A 19321-nucleotide genomic window follows, 5' to 3' on the forward strand; every position below is an offset into this window, starting at 1 on the left:
GGGACGGAAGTCACTGTCGTTCTCAAAATCGGTGGAGCTGCATGACAAGGTCATCGGGCATTATCTGAACATAAAACACTATCAATAAGTTGGAGTCATTACCCTTTTTTCAACTTCTGATGGATGCGAGTGATTGAACTCATACATTAATGTTTTCCCACGAAGTCTTTTTTCAGGTAAGCCTTCGCACATATCGGTAAATAGCTTGCCTGCTTTTATTTTTTCTGTCATCGACATGTTCATTTTTAACATTCCGTCCTGATAAGTTGGTCGGATAAGGCGCTCGCGCCGTATCCGACATTAATTTCTTAAGCGACTTCATTCACCTGGCGACGCAGCAGAGAAAGTGGGCCGGGGCCGCTAAGCGTGAACACGGAAATTAAGGTGAAGCCCAGCGCCACCAGACCCAGCACCAGGTAAGCGCCCTGGAAACCGATGCTTTCATACATATTGCCCGCCAGAATAGACATAAAAATCATCGCCAGTTGCTTAAAGAAGCAGAAACAGACCAGATAAATCGTCGCTGAAAAACGCACTTCAAACTGGCTGGTAATATATTTAAAGCAGCCCACCAGCAGGAACGGTACTTCAAACATATGCAGCGTTTTCAGAATAACCACTTCCAGTGCTGAGGTAGCGAACGATGAGCCAATAATACGTACTGACATAATAGTGCCAGCCAGCAGCAGGGCGTTTTTCCCACCGATGCGATTAATGATCAGTGGCGCAAAAAACATAATCGAGGCGTTAAGTAATTCGCCCATTGTCGTTACGTAGCCAAATACCCGCGTACCCTGTTCACCGGTAGCAAAGAACGAAGTAAAGAAATTAGCAAACTGTTGGTCAAAAACATCGTAGGTGCAGGAAACGCCAATAACATACAGTGACAAAAACCACAGTTTTGGCTGTCTGAACAGTTCCAGCGCCAGCTTAAGGCTAAATGCCGAATGGTTGGCACCTACCGCATTGGCAACCGTGGCAGAAGAGGGCGCATCCGTTTTGGCGAAAAAGAGTAAAACGGCGAGGATGAATGCACAGCCAGAACCCAGCCAGAAAACAAACTGATTATTGATGGTGAACATGATGCCGACAATCGAGGCACACAGCGCCCAGCCAACACAGCCAAACATCCGCGCGCGACCATATTCGAAATTACTGCGACGGCTGACTTTCTCGATAAATGCCTCTACTGCTGGCGCACCGGCGTTAAAACAAAAGCCTAGATAAATACCACCAACAATCGATCCTACTAAAATGTTGTATTGTAACAGTGGCCCGAAGATAAAAATAAAGAACGGCGCAAACATCACTAACATGCCGGTAATAATCCACAGCAGGTATTTGCGCAGCCCGAGTTTGTCAGAAAGCAGACCAAACAGCGGTTGGAATAATAGCGAGAACAGAGAAATAGCGGCAAAAATAATACCCGTATCACTTTTGCTGATATGGTTGATGTCATGTAGCCAAATCGGGAAAAACGGGAAGTAGGCTCCCATGATAAAAAAGTAAAAGAAAAAGAATAAACCGAACATCCAAAAGTTTGTGTTTTTTAAATAGTACATAATGGATTTCCTTACGCGAAATACGGGCAGACATGGCCTGCCCGGTTATTATTATTTTTGACACCAGAGCAACTGGTAATGGTAGCTACCGGCGCTAAGGTGGAATTCCGCCGACACTGACGGGCTCCAGGAGTCGTCGCCACCAATCCCCATATGGAAACCGTCGATATTCAGCCATGTGCCTTCTTCCGCGTGCAGCAGATGGCGATGGCTGGTTTCCATCAGTTGCTGTTGACTGTAGCGGCTGATGTTGAACTGGAAGTCGCCGCGCCACTGGTGTGGGCCATAATTCAATTCGCGCGTCCCGCAGCGCAGACCGTTTTCGCTCGGGAAGACGTACGGGGTATACATGTCTGACAATGGCAGATCCCAGCGGTCAAAACAGGCCGCAGTAAGGCGGTCGGGATAGTTTTCTTGCGGCCCTAATCCGAGCCAGTTTACCCGCTCTGCTACCTGCGCCAGCTGGCAGGTCAGGCCAATCCGCGCCGGATGTGGCGTATTGCTCGCCACTTCAACATCAACGGTAATCGCCATTTGACCACTTCCATCAATCCGGTAGGTTTTCCGGCTGATAGATAAGGTTTTCCCCTGATGCTGCCACGCGTGGACCGTGGTAATCAGCACCGCGTCGGCAAGCGTATCTGCCGTGCACTGCAACAACGCTGCTTCGGCCTGGTAATGGCCCGCCGCCTTCCAGCGTTCGACCCAGGCGTTAGGGTCAATGCGGGTCGCTTCACTTACGCCAATGTCGTTATCCAGCGGTGCGCGGGTGAACTGATCGCGCAGCGGCGTCAGCAGTTGTTTTTTATCGCCAATCCACATCTGTGAAAGAAAGCCTGACTGGCGGTTAAATTGCCAACGCTTATTATCCAGCTCGATGCAAAAATCCGTTTCGCTGGTGGTCAGTTGCGGGATGGCGTGGGGCGCGGAGGGGAGTGTCACGCTGAGGTTTTCCGCCAGACGCCACTGCTGCCAGGCGCTGATGTGTCCGGCTGCTGACCATGTGGTCGCGTTCGGTTGCACTACGTGAACCGTTAGCCAGAGTTGTCCGGCGCTCTTCGGCTGCGGTAGTTCAGGCAGTTCAATCAACTGTTTACCTTGTGGAGCGACATCCAGAGGCACTTCACCGCTTGCCAGCGGCTTGCCATCCAGCGCCACCATCCAGTGCAGGAGCTCGTTATCGCTATGACGGAACAGGTATTCGCTGGTCACTTCGATGGTTCGCCCGGATAAACTGAACTGGAAAAACTGCTGCTGGTGTTTTGCTTCCGTCAGCGCCGGATGCGGCGTGCGGTCGGCAAAGACCAGACCGTTCATGCAGAACTGGCGATCATTCGGCTTATCGCCAAAATCACCGCCGTAAGCCGACCACGGATTGCCATTTTCATCATATTTAATCAGCGACTGATCCACCCAGTCCCAGACGAAGCCGCCCTGTAAACGGGGGTACTGACGAAACGCCTGCCAGTATTTAGCGAAGCCGCCAAGACTGTTACCCATCGCGTGGGCGTATTCGCAAAGGATCAGCGGGCGCGTCTCTCCAGGCAACGAAAGCCATTTTTTGATGGACCATTTCGGCACAGCCGGGAAGGGCTGGTCTTCATCCACGCGCGCGTACATCGGGCAAATAATATCGGTTGCGAAGGTGTCGGCTCCGCCGCCTTCATACTGTACCGGGCGGGAAGGATCGACAGATTTGATCCAGCGATAGAGTGCGTCGTGATTAGCGCCGTGGCCTGATTCATTCCCCAGCGACCAGATGATCACACTCGGGTGATTACGATCGCGCTGCACCATTCGCGTTACGCGTTCGCTCATCGCGGGTAGCCAGCGCGGATCATCGGTCAGACGATTCATTGGCACCATGCCGTGGGTTTCAATGTTGGCTTCATCCACCACATACAGGCCGTAGTGGTCGCACAGCGTGTACCACAGCGGATGGTTCGGATAATGCGAACAGCGCACGGCGTTAAAGTTGTTCTGCTTCATCAGCAGGATATCCTGCACCATCGTCTGCTCATCCATGACCTGACCATGCAGAGGATGATGCTCGTGACGGTTAACGCCGCGAATCAGCAACGGCTTGCCGTTCAGCAGCAGCAGACCATTTTCAATCCGCACCTCGCGGAAACCGACATCGCAGGCTTCTGCTTCAATCAGCGTGCCGTCGGCGGTGTGCAGTTCAACCACCGCACGATAGAGATTCGGGATTTCGGCGCTCCACAGTTTCGGGTTTTCGACGTTCAGACGTAGGGTGACGTGATCGGCATAACCACCACGCTCATCGATAATTTCACCGCCGAAAGGCGCGGTGCCGCTGGCGACCTGCGTTTCACCCTGCCACAAAGAAACCGTCACCCGCAGCTCATCGCGCAGCTCGCCGTACATCTGAACGTCTGCCTCCAGTACAGCGCGGCTGAAATCATCATTAAAGTGAGTGGCTACATGGAAATCGCTGATTTGCGTGCTCGGTTTATGCAGCAACGAGACGTCACGGAAAATGCCGCTCATCCGCCACATATCCTGATCTTCCAGATAACTGCCGTCACTCCAGCGCAGCACCATCACCGCGAGGCGGTTTTCTCCGGCGTGTAAAAATGCGCTCAGGTCAAATTCAGACGGCAAACGACTGTCCTGTCCGTAACCGACCCAGCGCCCGTTGCACCACAAATGAAACGCCGAGTTAACACCATCAAAAATAATTCGCGTCTGGCCTTCCTGTAGCCAGCTTTCATCAACATTAAATGTGAGCGAGTAACAACCCGTCGGATTCTCCGTGGGAACATACGGCGGATTGACCGCAATGGGATAGGTCACGTTGGTGTAGATAGGCGCATCGTAACCGTGCATCTGCCAGTTTGAGGGGACGATGACAGTATCGGCGTCAGGAAGATCGCGCTCCAGCCAGCTTTCTGGTACCGCTTCTGGTGCCGGAAACCAGGCAAAGCGCCATTCACCATTCAGGCTGCGCGACTCTTGGGAAGGGCGATCGGTGCGAGCCTCTTCGCTATTACGCCAGCTGGCGAAAGGGGGATGTGCCGCAAGGCGATTAAGTTGGGTAACGCCAGGGTTTTCCCAGTCACGACGTTGTAATACGACGGCCAGTGAATCCGTAATCATTGTCATAGTTGTATCCTGCGTGAATTGTTATCTGCTCACATTTTCGCATAACATACGAGCCGGACACATAGAGTGTAAAGCCTGGGGTGCCTAATGAGTGAGCTGACTCACATTAATTGCGTTGCGCTCACTGCCCGCTTTCAAGTCGGGAAACTTGTCGTGCCAGCTGCATTAAGGAATCTGCCAACGTGCGGGGAGAGGTGGTTTGCGTATTGGGCGCCAGGGTGGTTTTTCTTTTCACCAGTGAGACGGGCAACAGCTGATTGCTCTTCACCGCCTGGCCCTGAGAGAGTTTCAGCAAGCGGTCCACGCTGGTTTGCCCCAGCAGGCGAAAATCCTGTTTGATGGTGGTTAACGGCGGGATATAACACGAGCTGTCTTCGGTATCGTCGTATCCCACTACCGAGATATCCGCACCAACGCGCAACCCGGACTCGGTAATGGCGCGCATTGCGCCCAGCGCCATCTGATCGTTGGCAACCAGCATCGCAGTGGGAACGATGCCCTCATTTAGCATTTGCATGGTTTGTTGAAAACCGGACATGGCACTCCAGTCGCCTTCCCGTTCCGCTATCGGATGAATTTGATTGCGAGTGAGATATTTATGCCAGCCCGCCAGACGCAGACGCGCCGAGACAGAACTTAATGGGCCCGCTAACAGCGCGATTTGCTGGTGACCCAATGCGACCAGATGCTCCACGCCCAGTCGCGTACCGTCTTCATGGGAGAAAATAATACTGTTGATGGGAGTCTGGTCAGAGACATCAAGAAATAACGCCGGAACATTAGCGCAGGCAGCTTCCACAGCAATGGCATCCTGGTCATCCAGCGGATAGTTAATGATCAGCCCACTGACGCGTTGCGCGAGAAGATTGTGCACCGCCGCTTTACAGGCTTCGACGCCGCTTCGTTCTACCATCGACACCACCACGCTGGCACCCAGTTGATCGGCGCGAGATTTAATCGCCGCGACAATTTGCGACGGCGCGTGCAGGGCCAGACTGGAGGTAGCAACGCCAATCAGCAACGACTGTTTCCCCGCCAGTTGTTGTGCCACGCGGTTGGGAATGTAGTTCAGCTGCGCCATCGCCGCTTCCACCTTTTCCCGCGTTTTCGCAGAGACGTGGCTGGCCTGGTTCACCACGCGGGAAACGGTCTGATAAGAGACACCGGCATACTCTGCGACATCGTATAGCGTTACTGGTTTCACATTTACCACCCTGAATTGACTCTCTTCGGGTGCTATCATGCCATACCACGAAATGTTTTGCGCCATTCGGAGGGGGCACGCCGAAGTGAGATTCAAAATGCCGACGTCAGTTCACAGGTGGGTAATGATACCAACGTGTTGATTTCGTATTTTCACTGACACCAGGATCATCCTGATGTTACAAGGATTGAATGACTACAGATTAAAATAGTCATCAACAGGTTGACAGCATTACCGGTAACCCGTTTCAGCTCTTTCTGGAGACGGCGGATCTCGGCCTGAGCATCTGACTGTTCTTTATTAGTGGAAGAATCCGGACCGTACTTCTTTATCCATGCATAAAGGCTGTGGGTGGTGATATCGAGACGTGTTGCAACGCTGGAAACAGAATAACCGCGATCAACAACCTGTTTGACTGCTTCAGTTTTAAACTCTTCGGGATAACGCTTACCGCTCATGGGCACCTCTCTTTAAGCCATCTTAAATGACTCTGAGGTGTCTGTTAAACCCGTGGCGATTCATTTTAGGCATAAAAAAAGACCTCAGTTGAGGTCTATTTACATACTGTTGGTGCGAAGGCCGAACTCGAATCGGCTCTTCATTAACTAACTCTGGCAACGTTTCCATCCAATCGCAATCCATCCAAATAGTCCCCATACCACTGCATCATCTCTTTCCTCCCTTCAAGATACTGCGCATGGTTATAGGTCCCGCGAATCGCGTTCTTGTCCACATGCGCGAGCTGGGTCTCAATCCAAGCAGTGTTGAATCCTTCCTCATGCAAGATTGTGCTCATGGTGTGACGAAAACCATGTCCGGTTGCTCTCTTATCGTAACCAATCCTTTTAATAACCATATTGATGCTGGCTTCGCTCATTGGTTTATTAACATCGTTTCGACCTGCAAAGATAAACTGGTAAGTACCGGTCAATTGCTTTAGTTGCCGAAGTGCTGCTAAGGATTGAGCAGAAAGGGGCACTATGTGGGGTCGCCTCATCTTCATTCTACTTTTCGGTATTTCCCAGATATGGTTTTCGAAGTCGATTTCACTCCATTCTGCCATACGTAATTCGACGGTTCGTAAGCCCGTAAGCATGAGTAGTCGGGTCGCCAGAAGCGTTACTAGACTGCCGGTGTATTGTGAAAGCTTTTGTAAAAACTCGGGTAGCTCAGCAGCAGTAAGAAAGGGATAATGTTGTTTCTCGTACCCCTGTAAAGCACTACCAAGATCAGCCGCAGGGTTGTACTCGGCTCGGCCAGTAACAATAGCGTAACGGAACACTTCGCTACAACGTTGGCGCACTTTACTGGCAAGCTCCGGCGCACCTCGCTTTTCCATACGCTGCAATACAGACAGAAGCTCCAGTGGCTTTATCTCATTAACCGGCTGCGATCCAACAAAGGGAAATACATTGTTTTTGAAGGCCCGGTTAACATAGTCAGCGTAGTTTTTTGACCAGCCAGAAACTTTTGCGTTGTACCACTCAACCGCTATCGCTTCAAAAGTATTCGTAACCGATAGTTTTTGGGCAAGTAGTTCGGCTTTTTTAACTTCACCGGGATCTTTATCATTTGCCAATGTTTTTCTCGCTTCATCGCGCTTAGTGCGGGCTTCCGCAAGTGAGATGTCAGGATAGGTTCCGAACGAGAGTTTTTTCTCTTTACCGGCAAATCGATACTTCATTCGCCAGTACTTTGAACCGTTAGTATTGACCATGAGATAGAGCCCTCCGCCATCAGCGAGTTTATAGGCTTTATCTCTGGGCTTTGCAGTCTCGACCTGACGAGCATTCAGTGGCATTTGGGGGCCTCATTTTCCGTTGAACAGGATAAGCCCCCACTTAGGCCCCCAAACGTTTATTGATTCACGTAGATATGGGTAGACTTCAGTTGACGTCGCATAGCCTGAGAAGAGGGGTTATGGCTGATTATAAAAGGTTTTTATTGAATTCGGTAGACATCAGGAGAGTTATATCTGGTGTCCCCTGCAGGAATCGAACCTGCAACTAGCCCTTAGGAGGGGCTCGTTATATCCATTTAACTAAGGGGGCGAAGCGGCACGAGTATAGCGTTTTTTATTCGCAGGAGTAAGTACATCACCACCTGACTGCTCAAACCATCGCCATTTCGCATCGCACGCCCCTTGTTTAATCCTTTTTCGTCTTATCATGGGCCTGTAAACGCTGCTTTTCTTTTCGCGCATTGCTCATATCATTGCGGATCTGCGCATGGCTCATTAACGCGAATATAAAGGTCCCACCGCAGATATTTCCGGCAAGCGTCGGTAGTGCGAACGGCCAAATAAAATCACTCCAGTGCAGCGAGCCATTGAATACCAGATAGAGAATTTCGACCGAACCGACCACAATGTGGGTGGTATCGCCCAGCGCAATAAGCCATGTCATCAGGATAATGACGACAATTTTCGCGGCTCCGGCGGCGGGGAACATCCAGACCATCGTCGCAATCAACCAACCGGATATAATCGCGTTGGCGAACATCTCAGTTGGACTGTTCTTCATGACGTCCATCCCTATTTTGACGAATGCGTCGCGAGTCTGCTCATCAAAAATGGGCATATGTTCAAAAGCCCATGCGGCAATCCCGGTTCCAATGATATTTCCCAATAGCACAACGCCCCATAACCTCATCAGTAAACTAAAGTTGCTGAGGGTTGGTTTTTGCATCACGGGCAAGACGGCGGTGACGGTATTTTCGGTAAATAGCTGCTGGCGGGCCATAATGACGATAATAAAGCCGAAGGTATAACCGAGGTTTTCCAGCAAAAATCCGCCGGGCACGCCTTCAAGCTGGACGTGGAAAATACCTTTTGCCAACAGCGAGGCTCCCATTGATAACCCGGCCGCGATGGCCGACCACAGCAGCGCCATGGCATCGCGCTCCATTTCCTTTTCACCTTCCTGGCGGATATGTTCGTGAATTGCCATGGCGCGGGAAGGTAGCCGATCCTCATCCACCTCTATCTTTTGACCGCTTTCCTTCTCTTCACTCTCAACTTCGAGTTCGTCACTGTGGCTATCTATTTTTTGTTGTTTGAAGTCATCCATCTCAGCCCCCTGAAATAAGCACAGATAGCTTAAGCGTAGCGGCTTCTGTCCGAGGTATGAGTGGATGTATTCTGAAAAGAGGTGATGCTGGCATTCTGCCTTTATTGTGCCGGAGACGTTTATGCCCCGCGACGCAGGCATTACCAGGCTATGATAAAATCAACGAGACCAGTTATATAGACATCGTTCGATGGGCTGTTACAATCGCTCACATCTAAATAGGCGGATACGCACGCGTTCCGTCATGGATGGCAGTCAGCAATAGCCATTATCAACAGGGAGACATTTATGAAGCTTCGCCTGTCGGCGCTTGCGCTAGGAACCACACTGCTGGTGGGTTGTGCGAGTTCCGGTACAGAACAACAGGGGCGTTCAGACCCGTTTGAAGGATTTAACCGAACGATGTACAGCTTCAACTTTAATGTGTTGGATCCGTACGTCGTTCGTCCTGTCGCCGTGGCGTGGCGTGATTATGTTCCGCAGCCTGCGCGTAATGGCCTTGGTAACTTTACCAGTAACCTGGAAGAACCGGCTATAATGGTGAACTCCTTCTTACAGGGGGACCCGTATCAGGGGATGGTGCACTTTACGCGTTTCTTCCTGAACACCGTTCTTGGGATGGGGGGCTTCATTGACGTTGCTGGTATGGCGAATCCAAAACTGCAGCGCGTTCAGCCGCATCGTTTTGGCAGTACGCTGGGGCATTATGGCGTGGGTTACGGTCCGTATATGCAGCTACCGTTCTACGGCAGCTTTACCTTACGTGAAGATGTTGGCGATATGGCGGATACCACTTATCCAGTGCTCTCGTGGCTGACCTGGCCAATGTCGATTGGGAAATGGGTGGTTGAAGGGGTCGAAACGCGGGCACAACTGCTCGACTCTGATGGCCTGTTACGTCAATCCTCCGATCCGTACATTATGGTCCGTGAAGCCTACTTCCAGCAGCATGACTTTATTGCTAACGGCGGCAAGCTGAAACCGGAAGTGAACCCGAATGCGCAGGCGATTGAGGGCGATCTGAAGGATATCGATTCCGAGTAACCGCTCGGCAATAAAAAAGGGTGAACATCATGTTCACCCTTTTTTTATGTCTTCAGGCTATCAGAAACGATAGTTGAAGTTGGTACCAAACAGCCAGGCTTTACCTTCAGATTTGAAGGTGTAATTGCCTTCCTGAACGGTAACGGTTTGACCGTGCATATAAGACGCGCCGACGTCGATGGAGGCATCTTCGTTAAACGCATAGGTGGTACCGGCGCTCAGCCAGAAACGGTCCTGGTCCGGGATGGAGATTGAGCGATGGTTTGCAGGAACCGGGCTATCATCAAACGCAATACCGGTACGGAAGGTCCAGTTTTTGTCGTAGTAATAGGTGGTACCCAGGGCGATACGGTAAGCGTCTTTAAAGCTCTCGTCTTTATAGAACAGCTCCTGACCATTAGAACCGGTCGCTTTCAGCTCCTGGAACTGGCTCCAGCTGGTGTAGGCGATGCTATAGTGGATAGCCCACTGTGGATCGACTTTGTTATAACCGGAGATTTCCCACATTTCAGGCAGGTTCAGGGTCAAAGAACCCGGAACGGTGCGCCCATCGGTGCCGTAAGGCAGGCCAGTAATCCCACGAGCTGCGAGCAGTTGGTTGCCACGGCTAGTAATAGAGCTTTTATAATCGCCGTCGAAGTCAATTTTCACTTCTGAGCGATAAGTCAGACCCCAGCGGTTATTCTTATCCAGTTCGTACAAAATGCCCGCATTCCAGCCGTATCCCCACTCGTCACCTTTCAGGTGCGCAATTTGTGAGTCAGGGCCAGTGATCCCCACTAAGTTACCCGCAGCACCTGGGAAACTCAGGCTTGCATCACCTGCATAGCGCTCAATTTTCGCTTTAGCGTACACGGCATCAAAACCGAGGCCGAAGCTCCAGTTGCTGCTCAGGCGGTAAGCGCCGCTCAGATTCAGGTTAGCGGTTTGGAGGTCGGTCTTGCCGCCATACATGCCGGCCGCGTAGCTATTATTGAACTCAGTGGCCAGACCGTAGTTGGAGGTGATGGAAGCCCCCCAACCAAACTGTTCGTTAATTGGCATCACGAAGTGGACGTTTGGCACCCAGGCGGTTGGCGCGATATTGTCAGCGTCGGTGCTTTTGCCGGTAGCCGGAGATTTACCTGTGATATTCACGTCAGGGTCGATAAATACCGCGCCGATAGAAAACTCTGGGCGGTCGAACATCATAATCAGCGCCGGGTTACGGCTGGCATTACCCGCATCATCGGCGATAGCGCCTTCACCTGAATAGGCGCGGCCCAGACCAGAGGATGAGAATTCATTTAGCTGGAAACCTGCTGACCAGGCTTGGGTAGAAACAAGTGCCACTGCAACAGCAAGAGCAGACTTCGTGAAACGGGTTTTTTGGCTCATGACCATAACCTCATTGAGTTATTTTTATACAAACAATGTTACATGTAGTAACAGAAGCGCGAAGTGTAGGGGCTGGACTACAACTTAGAAATCAGACCAGTGACGAGAGTATAGGTCTGACCAGATGGTATGTTGCAATATTGTTTATTAATATTTTCAAAGATGTTGTTTGAAACGAGATCTGGTTGGCAAAATTGCGGGTCTGGTCATGGGGCGTCAAACGCTGAATTTGTTCTAGATCATTTTTAATTGTGATTTCGGTCACTTATCAGCTTTCATCTCATTATCGACTGGAGAGCGATGGCGGGCGGGCGTAAAATAGGCACATAGTTTATCTGGCACCTTGGGTGCACAAAAACAGAGGAAATCTGCAATGAGTAAATGTAGTGCTGATGAAACCCCAGTTTGCTGCTGCATGGATGTTGGTACCATCATGGACAACACCGACTGCACCGCATCTTACAGCCGCGTATTCGCGAACCGTGCTGAAGCAGAAGAAACTCTGGCTGCGCTGACTGAAAAAGCGCGCGGCGTGGAGTCTGAGCCATGCAAAATCACCTCTACCTTTAAAGAAGTGGAAGGTGGCGTACAGCTGGACATCGACTTCGTCTTTGCCTGCGAAGCTGAAACGCTGATTTTCCAGCTCGGCCTGCGTTAATCGCATTCCGGCAAACTGTTCTTTAATAACGCCCCTGCTGCAGATGCCGAAGGGGCGTTTTCTTTTGTGCTCAATGTGTTTTAGCTCCCATTTTTTCCTCTCTTCGATTGGCTAAGTGTAAAAAATTAGTTAAGAATGTTATCAGGTCAGACCACTTGGTTTATTTCCGATAACAGGGGAAAGTTATGAGTCAGTCGCTACCGCTAATCACCCGCCAGGGCGATCGCATTGCTATTGTGAGTGGGTTACGTACCCCGTTTGCCCGTCAGGCGACCGCTTTTCATGGCGTCCCCGCTGTGGATCTGGGGAAGATGGTGGTGGGTGAAATGATGGCGCGCAGCGAAATTTCCCCTGATGTGATTGAACAACTGGTGTTTGGTCAGGTAGTGCAAATGCCTGCCGCTCCGAATATCGCGCGAGAAATTGTGCTTGGCACCGGCATGAACGTACACACCGATGCCTATAGCGTCAGTCGCGCCTGCGCGACGAGCTTTCAGGCGGTGGCAAACGTCGCTGAAAGCTTAATGGCAGGAACTATCCGTGCAGGCATTGCCGGCGGCGCAGATTCCTCTTCCGTGCTGCCCATTGGCGTCAGTAAAAAGCTAGCGCGCACGCTGGTGGATGCCAATAAAGCCCGTACCCTGGGACAAAAACTTAAGCTTTTTTCTCGTTTGCGTTTACGCGATCTGGCACCGGTGCCACCGGCGGTTGCCGAGTATTCGACCGGGCTGCGGATGGGCGATACCGCCGAGCAAATGGCGAAAACCTATGGTATTACCCGTGAACAGCAAGACGCACTGGCTAACCGCTCGCACCAACTGGCGGCACAGGCCTGGGCGCAAGGAAAGCTCAGTGCTGAAGTGATGACGGCATACTCGCCGCCGTATCGTACTCCGCTGGAGCAGGACAATAATATTCGCGCCAATTCAACGCTTGCCGACTATGCCAAACTGCGCCCGGCGTTTGATCGCCAGCACGGAACGGTGACGGCGGCAAATAGCACCCCCTTAACCGACGGCGCCGCGGCGGTGATCCTGATGACCGAATCCCGCGCTAAAGAGCTGGGGCTCACGCCGCTGGGCTACCTGCGTAGCTACGCATTTACCGCGATTGACGTCTGGCAGGACATGCTGCTGGGGCCGGCCTGGTCGATGCCACTGGCGCTGGAGCGCGCAGGACTAAGCTTTGCTGATCTGACGCTTATTGATATGCATGAAGCCTTTGCCGCTCAGACGCTCGCGAATATTCAGTGTCTGGCAAGCGAGAAATTTGCCCGTGAGGTGCTGGGGCGCAGCCATGCCACCGGCGAGGTCGATGAAAGTAAATTTAACGTGCTGGGCGGCTCTATTGCCTACGGCCACCCATTCGCAGCAACCGGTGCGCGTATGATCACTCAGACGCTTAACGAACTGCGTCGTCGCGGCGGCGGGTTTGGTCTGGTGACCGCCTGTGCGGCGGGCGGGCTTGGTGCGGCAATGGTTCTGGAGGCCGAATAATGGAAATGAAATCTGCATTCACGCTTACCGTTCGTCCTGACAACGTCGCCGTTGTGGCAATTGATGTGCCCGATGAAAAAATGAATACCCTGAAGGCGGAATTTGGTGGTCAGGTACGATCGATTCTCAAGCAAATCAGAGAAAACAAAACGCTGCTGGGGGTGGTGATCATCTCTGCGAAGCCCGATAACTTTATTGCCGGAGCCGATATCAACATGATTGGCCGCTGTCAAAGCGCTCAGGAGGCCGAAGCATTAGCCCGCCAGGGGCAGCAGGTGATGGCTGAGCTTTCCAGCCTATCGATTCCCGTTGTGGCGGCAATTCACGGGGCATGTTTGGGTGGCGGGCTTGAACTGGCGCTCGCCTGCCACGCGCGTATTTGTACCGATGATGGACGTACCGTGCTGGGGCTGCCGGAAGTTCAACTGGGCCTGTTGCCTGGTTCGGGCGGAACACAACGGTTACCGCGTTTGGTTGGCGTGAGCACTGCGCTGGATATGATCCTCACCGGCAAGCAGCTACGCGCCCGTCAAGCGCTCAAGGTTGGGCTAGTTGATGAAGTGGTCCCACACTCTATATTGCTTGATGCCGCCGCAGAGTACGCGCGCAAACCCCGGCATGAACAGCGTCGGCTGCCGATTCGGGAACGTATTCTGGCCGGTCCATTAGGCCGTAATCTGTTATTCAGCATGGCGAGCAAAAAAACGGCGCAGAAGACCCAGGGTAACTACCCGGCAACCGATAAAATTTTGCAGGTGATTGAAACGGGTTTGGCGCATGGAACCAGTAGCGGATATGAAGCGGAAGCGCGAGCATTCGGGGAACTGGCGATGACGCCACAGTCGCAGGCGTTACGCAATATATTCTTTGCCAGCACCGATCTGAAAAAAGATCCTGGCGCCAGCGTCGAGGCTGGCCCGCTGCACTCGGTCGGCATTCTTGGCGGTGGCCTGATGGGAGGGGGCATTGCTTACGTCACGGCAGTAAAAGGCAGGCTGCCGGTGCGGATTAAAGATATTAACGCGAATGGTATTAACCATGCCCTGAAATACAGTTGGGATCAACTGGAGCAAAAAGTCCGCCGTCGTCATATGAAGGCTGCAGAACGTGACAGCCAGTTGGCAATCATTTCCGGCGGCACGGACTATCGTGGTTTTGCGCATCGTGACGTGGTGATTGAAGCGGTATTTGAAGATCTGGCGCTGAAGCAGAAGATGGTTAGTGAAGTCGAGCAAAACTGCGCATCTCACACCATTTTTGCTTCAAATACCTCATCTTTACCGATTGGCGATATTGCCGCCTTTGCGCAAAAGCCCGATCAGGTTATCGGTTTACACTTTTTCAGCCCCGTTGAAAAGATGCCGTTGGTTGAGGTGATCCCGCATGCCGGAACCTCTGAGCAGACGATTGCCACGACCGTCAAGCTGGCGAAAAAGCAGGGTAAAACGCCGATTGTGGTTGCCGATAAAGCAGGCTTTTATGTTAACCGCATTCTGGCGCCTTATATTGCCGAAGCCATGCGCATGCTGGTGGAAGGCGAAAGCGTGGAAGATATTGATAACGCATTGGTTAAATTTGGTTTCCCGGTTGGGCCAATTCAGCTGCTTGATGAAGTGGGCATTGATACCGGCACCAAGATTTTGCCTATCCTTGAAGCCGCTTATGGTGAACGATTTAGCGCTCCTGCAAGTTTGATTCAGGCAATTTTGAATGACGATCGCAAAGGAAGAAAAAATGGTCGTGGTTTCTATCTTTATGGTGTGAAAGGGCGTAAAAGCAAGAAACAGGTCGATAAGGCGGTCTATTCACTGGCGGGAATGGCGCCTAGGCATAGCCAGTGTTCGGCACAGCAAATTGCCGAACGCTGCGTGATGTTAATGCTCAATGAAGCCGCGCGCTGCATTGACGAAGGCATTGTCCGTAGTGCGCGTGATGGGGATATCGGCGCAGTATTTGGTATTGGATTCCCACCGTTTCTCGGTGGCCCGCTCCGTTATATGGATACGCTGGGGGCGGGTGAAGTGGTTGCCCGATTGCAACGGTTGGCTACCCAGTACGGTTCGCGCTTCACTCCCTGCGAGGCACTTTTGCAGCGGGCAGAACGTGAACTAACCTTTTGGCCAGGTCATGAAACAGTTCCGCTGAATTGAGGTCAAAGTAGGAGAACCCCGATTGAACACAAGGTTTCTGACTATTTTGTAAACAGATGTTGACTATACTTACGCCAGTAAGGTAAAAATCAGCGTTTCATTCAGTGAATGGATAAGGCACAATGCCCGGCTACCGCGTCACCATCATGGTGACGCTGGTGCTTCTGGTTAACAAAAGCGGTGCAATATGCAAGTTTTTATTATGCGTCACGGCGACGCTGCTCTCGATGCAGCGAGTGATTCGGTTCGTCCTCTCACCGGTTGTGGTTGTGATGAATCTCGTCAGATGGCAACCTGGCTGAAAGGCCAAAAAGTGGACATCGATCGTATTCTGGTCAGTCCATATCTGCGTGCAGAACAGACGCTGGAAGTGGTAGGGGAGTGTATAAACCTGCCAAAAGAGGTCGACGTTTTGCAGGAGTTAACGCCGTGCGGCGATATCGGACTGGTTAGCGCCTATCTTAATGCGTTAGCGAACGAAGGGACGTCATCGGTGCTGGTGATCTCTCACCTGCCGCTGGTGGGTTACCTGGTCGCTGAGCTTTGCCCTGGTGAAGTTCCGCCGATGTTTACCACATCCGCCATTGCCAGCGTCACCCTCGATGCCAATGGGCAAGGGACTCTTAACTGGCAAATGAGCCCGTGCAACCTCAAGATGGCGAAAGCTATTTAACGTCTGCACCCGCAGGTCGCTGTAGACTGTAAACCGCAGCTATCTCTAAGCCTGATAATCGTAGCGCCATCAGGCTGTCCGGATCGGGAGCAAGTTGCTAAACCGCAACCCGCTCTTATTCTGGCAGCCAATGGCGCTTTTGCGTTTACCCGGACGAAGCGTGAAGGCTCGCGTCGGACATCGGATTACGGTAATTCTGGCGGCAGCCACTCTTCCACTTCAATTAGCACCAGCAGCGCGGCATCTCCGCCGTACTCTTTTGACGCCTGATGAAATGCCATGACGTGCGGGTGTTGGGCCAACCACAGCGGCGTTTGCTGTTTCAATATATGCTTGCCATGGCCGTGCATTACGCAGGCGCAAAATACATGTTCCCGGCGGCAGGCGGCGATCAGTGCACCGAGCTCTTGTTTGGCCTGCATTTGCGTTAAGCCGTGTAGATCGAGGAACAGTTCCGGGGAATAATCACCGCGGCGCAGTTTTTTCAGTTCAAAATGGCTGACGTCTTCGCGCACGTATTTTACCGGGCCGTTGGTATTCAGCAGCGGTTGAAATTCATCGGAAAAGAAGTGGCTATTATCTGCCTGCTCCTGCAGCAATCGCTTGGGGGGGATCTCGCTGATTTTCTTGCGCAGCGGGCGATGGACAATCGTGTCCTGCTTAATTTTACGCGTCCCGGTCATCAACTGCTGAAAGAGCGCCTGATCCTCCTCGCTCAGTGAGGGTGTCTTTTTCATGGATTATTCTCAGTCATTTTTTCCACTAGTTTACCTTTTCATGTCGTTCCCTGCAGCGAAAACGCTTTTTTCCCCATGGCCTACGCAAGAATGCTGATTTATCGCCGTCTTCATGGCAAACTAGCCGCCGAATTTACCCCGACGCATGCCCTGGAGGACAACGTGGATAAGATATTTGTTGAAGAAGCAGTCAATGAGCTGCACACCATTCAGGACATGTTACGCTGGGCGGTAAGCCGCTTTAGCGCGGCCAATATCTGGTACGGTCATGGCACCGACAACCCGTGGGATGAAGCCGTACAGCTGGTACTGCCAACGCTGTACCTGCCGCTGGATATCCCTGAAGATATGCGCATTGCCCGCCTGACAACCAGCGAAAAACAGCTGATTGTTGAACGCGTGATTCGCCGCGTCAATGAGCGCATCCCGGTCGCCTATCTGACCAACAAAGCCTGGTTCTGCGGTCATGAATTCTATGTTGACGATCGCGTTCTGGTGCCTCGTTCACCGATTGGTGAACTGATTAACAACCGTTTCGCTGGTTTAATCAATCATCAGCCTGAGCATATTCTGGATATGTGTACCGGCAGCGGCTGTATCGCCATTGCCTGCGCGTACGCTTTCCCAGAGGCCGAAGTCGATGCTATCGATGTTTCCCCTGATGCGCTGGCGGTCACCGAATACAACATCGAAGAACACGGAATGATCCATAACGTCACGCCGATCCGTTCCGACCTGTTCCGCGATCTGCCAACTCTGCAGTACGATCTGATTGTCACCAATCCGCCGTACGTGGATGAAGAAGATATGGACGATCTGCCGTCAGAGTACCGCCACGAGCCGGAGTTGGGTCTTGCCTCCGGCAGCGATGGCCTGCACCTGACTCGTCGCATTCTGGGCTGTGCGCCGGATTACCTGACCGACGACGGTATTCTGATTTGTGAAGTGGGTAACAGCATGGTACATCTGATGGATCAATATCCGGATGTGCCGTTCACCTGGCTTGAGTTTGATAACGGCGGTGACGGAGTCTTTATGCTGACCAAAGCGCAGCTGGTAGCGGCGCAGAATCACTTCGGCCAGTACAAAGACTGATTATTCCAGCACACAACAACAGAACAACGATAACGGAGTCGTGATGGCAGGAAATACTATTGGACAACTTTTTCGCGTAACCACTTTCGGTGAGTCGCATGGCCTGGCGCTGGGTTGCATCGTCGATGGCGTACCGCCCGGTATCCCGTTAACCGAAGCCGATCTGCAGCACGACCTCGATCGTCGTCGCCCGGGTACATCGCGTTATACCACTCAGCGCCGCGAGCCGGATCAGGTGAAAATCCTCTCCGGCGTCTTTGATGGCGTCACCACCGGCACCAGCATTGGTCTGCTGATTGAGAACACCGATCAGCGTTCACAGGATTATGGCGCGATTAAAGATGTCTTCCGTCCTGGGCATGCTGACTACACCTATGAGCAGAAGTACGGCCTGCGCGACTATCGCGGCGGCGGCCGTTCATCCGCCCGTGAAACGGCGATGCGCGTGGCGGCAGGGGCAATTGCCAAGAAATACCTTGCGGCAAAATTTGGCATCGTTATTCGCGGCTGTCTGACCCAAATGGGTGATATTCCGCTGGAGATAAAAGATTGGGAACAGGTGGAACAAAACCCCTTCTTCTGCCCGGATCCGGACAAAATTGACGCGCTGGATGAGCTGATGCGCGGCCTTAAAAAGGAAGGCGACTCCATTGGCGCGAAAGTCACCGTGGTGGCAGATGGCGTACCGGCTGGGCTCGGTGAACCGGTCTTTGACCGTCTGGATGCCGACATCGCCCACGCGCTGATGAGCATTAATGCCGTCAAAGGCGTTGAAATCGGTGATGGGTTTGACGTCGTCAAACTGCGCGGCAGTCAGAACCGTGATGAAATCACGAAACAAGGTTTTCAGAGCAATCATGCCGGCGGTATTTTGGGTGGGATTAGCAGCGGCCAGCAGATCGTTGCCAACATGGCGCTGAAGCCGACGTCCAGCATCACCGTTCCGGGCCGCACGATCGACCGTTTTGGCGAAGAGGTTGAAATGATCACCAAAGGCCGCCACGATCCTTGTGTGGGTATTCGTGCAGTGCCGATCGCGGAAGCGATGATGGCGATTGTTCTGATGGATCATTTTATGCGTCAACGCGCGCAAAACGCCGATGTGACGAGCTCAATTCCACGCTGGTAACC

Annotated in this window: 15 protein-coding genes, 1 tRNA gene and 2 pseudogenes; 8 read left to right on the forward strand and 10 right to left on the reverse strand. The window is 52.2% G+C overall.

From position 1 onward, the window contains the following. Positions 1 to 88 (forward strand): IS1 family transposase (locus KCR01S_RS21465; protein ID WP_019725062.1); only part of this gene is annotated, 88 nt, incomplete at its 5' end. 14 nt (positions 89 to 102) lie between these two features. Here the strand turns inward: KCR01S_RS21465 and KCR01S_RS24545 are convergent. The 8 genes and pseudogenes from KCR01S_RS24545 to KCR01S_RS21500 form a co-directional block, all read right to left on the reverse strand. After that, positions 103 to 243: pseudogene (locus tag KCR01S_RS24545) on the reverse strand (maltose acetyltransferase domain-containing protein); the annotation flags it as partial. Between the two features lie 65 nt (positions 244 to 308). Beyond that, positions 309 to 1562 (reverse strand): lactose permease, encoded by a 1254-nt coding sequence (lacY, locus tag KCR01S_RS21470; RefSeq protein WP_003846917.1) that lies wholly within the window; start codon positions 1560 to 1562, stop codon positions 309 to 311. Positions 1563 to 1613: 51 nt separating this feature from the next. Continuing rightward, complete coding sequence (gene lacZ / locus KCR01S_RS21475; protein ID WP_061285003.1) at positions 1614 to 4688, reverse strand: beta-galactosidase; 3075 nt, start codon at positions 4686 to 4688, stop codon at positions 1614 to 1616. Positions 4689 to 4809: 121 nt separating this feature from the next. Continuing rightward, positions 4810 to 5892, reverse strand: a complete 1083-nt coding sequence (gene lacI / locus KCR01S_RS21480) for a DNA-binding transcriptional repressor LacI (protein WP_007851507.1) — start codon at positions 5890 to 5892, stop codon at positions 4810 to 4812. Positions 5893 to 6128: 236 nt separating this feature from the next. After that, positions 6129 to 6350: pseudogene (locus KCR01S_RS21485) on the reverse strand (transposase); the annotation flags it as partial. Between the two features lie 143 nt (positions 6351 to 6493). Beyond that, positions 6494 to 7693 carry a tyrosine-type recombinase/integrase gene (locus KCR01S_RS21490; protein ID WP_007851503.1) on the reverse strand — a complete coding sequence of 400 codons (1200 nt, stop codon included), beginning with the start codon at positions 7691 to 7693 and terminating at the stop codon, positions 6494 to 6496. A 175-nt stretch (positions 7694 to 7868) separates the two neighbouring features. Beyond that, positions 7869 to 7943, reverse strand: a tRNA-Arg gene (locus KCR01S_RS21495). A 96-nt stretch (positions 7944 to 8039) separates the two neighbouring features. Beyond that, positions 8040 to 8960 (reverse strand): formate/nitrite transporter family protein, encoded by a 921-nt coding sequence (locus tag KCR01S_RS21500; protein WP_061285004.1) that lies wholly within the window; start codon positions 8958 to 8960, stop codon positions 8040 to 8042. Positions 8961 to 9248: 288 nt separating this feature from the next. On the opposite strand from KCR01S_RS21500, the gene mlaA reads away from it, so the two are divergent. Then, complete coding sequence (gene mlaA / locus KCR01S_RS21505) at positions 9249 to 10004, forward strand: phospholipid-binding lipoprotein MlaA (protein ID WP_061285005.1); 756 nt, start codon at positions 9249 to 9251, stop codon at positions 10002 to 10004. A 60-nt stretch (positions 10005 to 10064) separates the two neighbouring features. On the opposite strand, the gene fadL is transcribed toward mlaA, so the two are convergent. After that, on the reverse strand, positions 10065 to 11381 hold the full coding sequence (gene fadL, locus KCR01S_RS21510; protein WP_061285006.1) for a long-chain fatty acid transporter FadL: 1317 nt from the start codon (positions 11379 to 11381) through the stop codon (positions 10065 to 10067). Between the two features lie 373 nt (positions 11382 to 11754). Between fadL and KCR01S_RS21515 the strand changes: the two genes are divergently transcribed. The 4 genes from KCR01S_RS21515 to sixA all read left to right on the forward strand — a co-directional run bounded on the left by KCR01S_RS21515 (position 11755) and on the right by sixA (position 16358). Further along, the gene (locus KCR01S_RS21515; protein ID WP_061285007.1) at positions 11755 to 12039 is read left to right on the forward strand and encodes a YfcZ/YiiS family protein; all 285 of its coding nucleotides are present in this window, start codon (positions 11755 to 11757) and stop codon (positions 12037 to 12039) included. Positions 12040 to 12224: 185 nt separating this feature from the next. Then, on the forward strand, positions 12225 to 13535 hold the full coding sequence (fadI, locus tag KCR01S_RS21520) for an acetyl-CoA C-acyltransferase FadI (RefSeq protein ID WP_061285008.1): 1311 nt from the start codon (positions 12225 to 12227) through the stop codon (positions 13533 to 13535). Next, on the forward strand, positions 13535 to 15685 hold the full coding sequence (fadJ, locus tag KCR01S_RS21525) for a fatty acid oxidation complex subunit alpha FadJ (protein WP_061285009.1): 2151 nt from the start codon (positions 13535 to 13537) through the stop codon (positions 15683 to 15685). The genes fadI and fadJ overlap by 1 nt, the downstream gene beginning before the upstream one ends. Before the next feature lie 187 nt (positions 15686 to 15872). After that, positions 15873 to 16358, forward strand: a complete 486-nt coding sequence (gene sixA, locus KCR01S_RS21530; protein ID WP_061285010.1) for a phosphohistidine phosphatase SixA — start codon at positions 15873 to 15875, stop codon at positions 16356 to 16358. Positions 16359 to 16543: 185 nt separating this feature from the next. Here the strand turns inward: sixA and smrB are convergent, their stop codons facing one another. Continuing rightward, the gene (smrB, locus tag KCR01S_RS21535; RefSeq protein WP_061285011.1) at positions 16544 to 17095 is read right to left on the reverse strand and encodes an endonuclease SmrB; all 552 of its coding nucleotides are present in this window, start codon (positions 17093 to 17095) and stop codon (positions 16544 to 16546) included. Between the two features lie 162 nt (positions 17096 to 17257). Between smrB and prmB the strand changes: the two genes are divergently transcribed. Continuing rightward, positions 17258 to 18190: a 50S ribosomal protein L3 N(5)-glutamine methyltransferase gene (prmB, locus tag KCR01S_RS21540; RefSeq protein WP_061285020.1), complete on the forward strand. Its 933-nt coding sequence runs from the start codon at positions 17258 to 17260 to the stop codon at positions 18188 to 18190. 43 nt (positions 18191 to 18233) lie between these two features. After that, on the forward strand, positions 18234 to 19319 hold the full coding sequence (aroC, locus tag KCR01S_RS21545; protein ID WP_061285012.1) for a chorismate synthase: 1086 nt from the start codon (positions 18234 to 18236) through the stop codon (positions 19317 to 19319). The last annotated feature ends 2 nt before the right edge of the window (positions 19320 to 19321 follow it).

Source organism: Kluyvera cryocrescens NBRC 102467, assembly GCF_001571285.1.
In the GTDB taxonomy this organism is placed as follows: Bacteria; Pseudomonadota; Gammaproteobacteria; order Enterobacterales; family Enterobacteriaceae; genus Kluyvera; species Kluyvera cryocrescens.